Origin of the sequence: Citrobacter sp. Cpo045, from assembly GCF_030332875.1 — a bacterium.
In the GTDB taxonomy this organism is placed as follows: domain Bacteria; phylum Pseudomonadota; class Gammaproteobacteria; order Enterobacterales; family Enterobacteriaceae; genus Citrobacter; species Citrobacter portucalensis.
The window spans coordinates 1-1,014 of the sequence record NZ_JAOWGZ010000010.1 but is presented as its reverse complement, the minus strand read 5'-3'; the positions used below and the strand labels follow the sequence as shown (position 1 = coordinate 1,014).

1 protein-coding gene is annotated in these 1,014 nt (G+C 53.7%); it reads right to left on the bottom strand.

Going from position 1 to position 1,014, the window contains the following annotated elements; all coding sequences use genetic code 11:
- Positions 1-1,014 (bottom strand): Ig-like domain-containing protein (locus tag OGY13_RS00045; RefSeq protein ID WP_286593096.1); only part of this gene is annotated, 1,014 nt, incomplete at both ends.

Sequence of the window (1,014 nt, the reverse complement as noted above, 5' to 3'; positions counted from 1 at the left end):
GCCATTGAAGGTTAAGGTGACAACATCGTCTTTCTGCGCATCGCCGCCAACCGGCCCCGTGATGATCGTCTTATGCAGGTTGGACTCGGCTTTACTGATAATGTCATCACTTGCGACGGTATCGATGCCGATAGAGGCGCTGGCGTCCAGATCCAGCCCAACGTGGTGTTTCGTCACCGCCGTCATTTCGTTGCCATGCTCGTCCGTGGTATGGATGCTGGCATGAATCACCGGGTTGTTGACCAGGTTCTGGGTATCCACCGGGATATGGTAGACCAGATTGCCGTTCGCCAGCTTCTCCACTTCCCCCGAATAGTGTTGACCATTAATCACCAGCTGAACGGTGTCATGCTCTTTTGCATCTCCGCTCACCGTGCCACTGATGGTGGTCTTGCCGTGATTGTCCGTCGATTCCTTGATGTTGATAAAGTTATCAGCCGTCACGTCATCAATGGTGATATACGACTGTGTATACAGATCGGCGCTGATGGTTTTGGTTTCAGAATGCGTGACGCTGTTCCCTGCCGGATCCGTAGAGGTAACAGAAACCGTAAATTCCGGATGAGTTACCAGCTTATGGCTATTTACCGGGATGCTATAGCCCAGTCCACCGCCCGCCAGCGCGATAACCACACTGTGAATCACCTCGCCGCCCTTCAGTGCCAGGGTAACCGCATCCCCCATCTTCGCATCCACGCCGGTTACGGTACCGGCGATCTGCGTAAAGCCGCCGTTCGCGGAAAACTCCTTAATATTAATAAGGTCATCACCCGCGACGGTATCGATATGTACCGTGTTTTCCGCGAAGTTGTCGATATGCACATCATGGCTGCTGGTGGCAATCGCCAGATTGCCCGCCGCATCGTGGGAGGTGACGCTGACATGGACCGTCACCTCTTTCAGCACATGACCGACGTTGTCAGAGAACGCCGCAGAATCCACCTCGATGCGATAACCGAGGGTATTTTTCCCGGTATCAATCACCTGGCCGTGATACTGGTAGCCGTTAATCTC